Raw genomic sequence first — 4,708 nt, 5'->3', positions numbered from 1 at the left:
GCGGACGGCGGCCGCGCCCAGGGCGGCGCGGGGCACGTCGAAGCCGGTCGGTGCGGGATCGCCCGCGAGGTCGGCGGGCGGCGACCCGAGCAGGGCGAGCGACAGATCGCGGGGCGCCTGGAGCCCGGCGGCGGTCACCGCGGCGCACAGCGCGCGCCAGGCGGCCCCGGTGTCGGTCTCCTCGGCGACGAACGCGGTGACACCGGCGGCGAGCCGGTCGCGCACCCAGTCGGCCGTGATGTCCCGGGCCGGGTGGGCGGTGCGGACGACGAGCTCGGGGTCGTCCCCCGCGCGGGGGGCTCCGCCCTCGCCGAGCGCGGAGCGGAAGCCGCGCTCGCGGTCGGTGGAGGCGGGTGCATCGTCGTCCTCGCGGACGAGGACGACGCGGTGGTGGCCGAGCCCGGTCAGATGGCGCACGACCTCGGCGCTCGCCGCCACGTAGTCGGCGCCGACCCAGGCGAGTCCCGCGGGCTCGTCGCGCCGGCCGATGTGCACGGCCGGGTACCCGTCGGTGACGAGGCGGCCCAACTGGTCGTCGGGGACGTGCCGTCCGAGGAACAGGCAGCCGTCCGCGAGCCGGACCCGGTCGAGCGCGCCGGGCTCCCCGGCCTGCGCCCCGCCGGGGCTCGAGCCGGTGAACAGCACGAGGTCGAGCCCCTGTGCGGCGGCCTCCTGCTCGACGCCGACGAGGAACGGGTAGTACGAGTGCTCCACGGCGGTGGGGAAGGTGGCGGTGAAGCTGAAGACGCCCAGCAGGTTGTTGCGCGCGGCCGCCAGCCGCCTGGCCGCCGGGTCGGGGACGTAGCCGAGGCTTCGGGCGGCGTCGAGCACCCGGGCGCGCGTCTCCTCGTGCAGCGCGATCCCCTGCTTGTTGCCGCCGAGGACCAGGGAGACCGTGGTCTGCGAGACACCGGCGAGCCGCGCCACCTCGGCCTGCCGCGGACGTCCGCGCCGCGACCTGGACGGTGTCTTTTCCGCCATGATCAACCCCTTGCGCTAATGCGTATTAGTCGGGTCCCGCATGCCGTTGCTGCTGTGCTAATGCGGATTAGCCCTCACTCTGCCGCCGGTTTTCGGGGAGGGTCAAGAGGCCTCGTGCGACTAATAACCGACTAATATCCGAGGGACTCGCGCGGGTCGGCGCCGCCCACGTAGTGGGCCACGAGGACGGTCAGCTCCCGGACCAGTTCGTCCCGGGTGATCCCGGGCTGTTCCAGGACCCAGCGGACACTGAGCGCCTCCAGCGCCGCGACGAGAACCCACGAGCGCGTCGACCCGCTGCGCTCCCCCGGGGTGCGGCCCGCGAGGTAGGCGGAGCCCAGGTCCTGGATGCGGCGGCGCAGCGCGTGCAGGTGAACTTCGCTGTAGCGGCGGGGCACTTCCTCGGTCACAACGCGAAGCAGTTGCGAGTCGTGCTCCAGCGCGCGCAGGAGCGCCTCCACCGCGTCGGGGACGAGCCGGCCCGGCGGTGCGGTGAGCCGGTCGGCGAGCGCGGCCGTGACACGGTCGCCGGTCTCCGCCCAGTAACGCTCCATGAGGACGGTCAGCAGCTCGTCCTTGTTGCGGAAGTACTGGTAGAGCGAGCCCGGGCTGATCCCCGCCTCGTCGGCGACCCGCGTGGTCACGAAGCGCGCGTACCCGTCGCGGGCCAGCACCGTGCGGCCCGCCGTGACGATGCGCTCGACCATCCGGCGCGACCGCTCCTGCCGGGGTTCTTTCCGCATGAACGCGAATTGTATGCGAGTAATTATTCGCGTTACAACGGATTTCATGACACAGATCAGCGAGGTCCGTGGCACACAACGCTTCCCGCGCCGCTTCCGGGAGGCCGAGGAACGAGGGCGGAAGATCTCCAGGCCCCTCGTCCTCCTCACCGGGATCGACCGGGACGTCGACGAGGAACTCATGACGCAGCTCGGCGAAGGGCTGCTGCGCCGCGACGAGTTGGGCGCGGCGCTCGCGGCGGCGACACTCCGGCCCGCGGGCGACCCGGAATGCGTGACGCACCGTCAGATCGGTCGGGCGCTCGCGGCGGCACCCGACGTGCCGCGCGATCTCCCGCCGGCGCTCCGGGCGCTGCTCGACCACGCGACGACCGTGCCGGAGTGGGTCGACTGGGACCGGATCGAACGCGGCGCCGCCGCCTACCGCTACCTGGGCCGCAACGCGGCCGACGTGCTCGCCCTCCTCTCCCTGATCGGCGGTTACCGCTTCGGCGGCCCGCCCGATCTGCTCGTGCTGACCGGAGGCCTGTCCGGCGGGGCGGCGCTGCGCCGGCTCGGCGAGACCACGAAGTGGGCCAACGCCGTGACCCGGCCGGGCGGACTGCGCCCCGGCGCGGAGGGCTGGCGGCTCACCGTCCATGTGCGCGCCATGCACGCCCTGGTCGACGCGCGGTTCGAGGCGGCCTGGGACACGGAGCGCTGGGGCCGCCCGGTCAACGAGTCGGACCAGGCGGGCACGCTCGGGCTGTTCGACGGCACCGTCATCGTGGGCTGTCTCGGCCTGGGCGTGCCGCTGACCCGCGGCCAGCGCGACGACCTGATGCACCTGTGGCGGTACATCGGCCTGTTGATGGGGGTGGCCCCGCGCTGGCTGACCGACGACGAGCGGGAGCGGCACCGGTTCAACTACCACGTGCTGCTGGCCGCCGCCGGGCAGACGCAGGCGGGCCGGGACCTGGCCCGCCGGACCCTGGACGCCCAGGCCGAGCGCGACTTCGGGCATCGCAGCCCCGTCGTGCAGCAGGTGCACCGGCGCTACGAGCGGGCCCGCCAGGCCAGTCTGCTCGGGGTGTTCGTCGGCGGCGACGGCATGCGGGACCTGGGGCTGCGCCGCAGGCTGCCGTGGGCGCCGGTCCTCTCGCTGGCCGGCAACACGGTCCGCTACCGGGTGCTCGGCCGCGTGCCGGGCGGGCGGCGGCGGCTCGAGGAACGCGGGGCACGGATCCAGGACCGGCAGCTCGCCTCGATGTTCCCCGACGGTCGCGTGGGGGTGGCCCGGCTGCCGCGGGCCCGACGGGAGACGGCCGGGTCGTGAAGGAGCGGTGCGCAGCGCGTGAGGATGCGTGGCACGCCGTCAATGTGCGCCCCGCGCGCCGCAACACACCTGATCTTGCTTCGTTGACCCGCACGTCCGGATACGCGCTATTGCGCAGCGCGGGTGAGGTGCACGCACCATTTCCGGCACGCGGGTCGCCCGGCCCCACCGTCCCGAGAGCCACGGTACGGTCCGGCCGGGTGGCCCGCACCGCTGTCCGGGGCGGGCCGCCGCCGGGCGCGGTGCACGGGTGTCCAGGCCGCCGGAGCGTCGTTGCTTCCGGTATGAGCACCTCACAGGAGTGGCACGCGGAGTTCGGCCAGGCGGTCGTGGTCGCGGACACCGGCGGCGTCATCACCCACTGGAACGCGGGCAGCGAGCGGCTGTTCGGGCATGCGGCCGCCGGGGCGCTGGGCCGCCGTGTGGACCTGATCGTGCCGGAGCGGCTGCGGGAGGCGCACTGGGCCGGCTTCGACCGTGCGATGCGCGAGCCCCGGGTGCGGGACCTCGCCGCCGACCTGCCGGTGCTGTGCGCGGACGGCGAGGAGCGCACGTTCGCCGGGCGCCTGATGGTGCTCTGCGACGGCCTCGGCGTCGCGATCGGCGCCCTGGCCCTCTACACCGACCGGGGCTCCACCGGCGTCCACCCCTTCGGGTAGGCGGGGCGGAGCCGGGCCGCCACTCGTCCAGCGGCCTGCCGAAGGCCCCGGCCGGGGCACAGGTAGAGCATGGACGCGAAACGGCCGGCGCATCCGCCGGCGGACGGCACGGACGGTTCCGGCGACGCCCCGCTCTGCCTGGTGACGGGCGCGAGCGGATACATCGGCGGGCGGCTCGTGCCCGAGCTGCTCGAACAGGGCTACCGCGTACGGTGCATGGCACGCTGGCCGGAGCGGCTGCGGGACTTCGACTGGGCGGACGACGTGGAGACCGTGCGGGGCGACGTCCTCGACGCGGAGTCCGTCGCGCGGGCGCTCGACGGGGTGGACGTCGCCTACTACCTCGTGCACGCCATGACCGGCGGCAAGGACTTCGAGGACACCGACCGCGAGGCGGCGCGGATCTTCGCGGCCGCGTCCCGGGCGGCGGGCGTGCGCCGGCTGGTGTACCTGGGCGGCCTGACCCCGCGCGACGTGCCCCCGGCCGAGCTGTCCCCGCATCTGCGCTCGCGCGACGAGGTGGGCCGCATCCTGCTGGACTCCGGGGTGCCGACCGCCGTGCTGCGGGCGGCCGTCGTCATCGGGTCCGGCTCGGCCTCGTTCGAGATGCTGCGCTACCTGACCGAGCGGCTGCCCGTCATGGTGACCCCGCGCTGGGTGCGCACCCGGGTCCAGCCGGTGGCGATCGCCGACGCGCTGCGCTACCTCGTGGGCTGCGCGTCCCTGCCGGCCGACGTGTCCCGTGCCTTCGACATCGGCGGGCCCGACGTCATGGACTACCGCGAGATGATGCAGCGCTACGCCGTGGCCGCCGAGCTTCCGCACCGCATGATCGTCTCCGTGCCGATGCTCTCGCCCGGCCTGTCCAGCCACTGGATCGGGCTGGTCACCCCGGTCCCCCGGAACCTGGCGCGCCCGCTCGCCGAGTCGCTGCGCCACCGCGTGGTCTGCGCGGACCACGACATCGCGCGGTACGTGCCCGACCCGCCCGGCACCCCCCTGCCCTTCGA

At 74.4% G+C, this 4,708-nt stretch carries 5 protein-coding genes; 3 read left to right on the top strand and 2 right to left on the bottom strand.

From position 1 onward, the window contains the following. On the bottom strand, positions 1 to 981 hold a 981-nt coding region (locus GTW43_RS27560), incomplete at its 3' end, for a LacI family DNA-binding transcriptional regulator (protein ID WP_202502007.1). 131 nt (positions 982 to 1,112) lie between these two features. After that, complete coding sequence (locus GTW43_RS27555) at positions 1,113 to 1,724, bottom strand: TetR/AcrR family transcriptional regulator (protein WP_202502006.1); 612 nt, start codon at positions 1,722 to 1,724, stop codon at positions 1,113 to 1,115. A gap of 46 nt (positions 1,725 to 1,770) precedes the next feature. Between GTW43_RS27555 and GTW43_RS27550 the strand changes: the two genes are divergently transcribed. The 3 genes from GTW43_RS27550 to GTW43_RS27540 form a co-directional block, all read left to right on the top strand. Beyond that, positions 1,771 to 3,039 carry an oxygenase MpaB family protein gene (locus GTW43_RS27550; RefSeq protein ID WP_161304671.1) on the top strand — a complete coding sequence of 423 codons (1,269 nt, stop codon included), beginning with the start codon at positions 1,771 to 1,773 and terminating at the stop codon, positions 3,037 to 3,039. Positions 3,040 to 3,323: 284 nt separating this feature from the next. Continuing rightward, positions 3,324 to 3,698, top strand: a complete 375-nt coding sequence (locus tag GTW43_RS27545; protein ID WP_161304670.1) for a PAS domain-containing protein — start codon at positions 3,324 to 3,326, stop codon at positions 3,696 to 3,698. Between the two features lie 69 nt (positions 3,699 to 3,767). Next, positions 3,768 to 4,708: NAD(P)H-binding protein (locus GTW43_RS27540; protein WP_161304669.1), on the top strand; the 941-nt coding region annotated here is incomplete at its 3' end.

The sequence above is a fragment of the Streptomyces sp. SID5785 genome (genome assembly GCF_009870065.1).
Classification (GTDB): domain Bacteria; phylum Actinomycetota; class Actinomycetes; order Streptomycetales; family Streptomycetaceae; genus Streptomyces.
The sequence above is the reverse complement of the archived record's forward strand: the minus strand, read 5'-3'. Positions and strand labels throughout refer to the sequence as shown.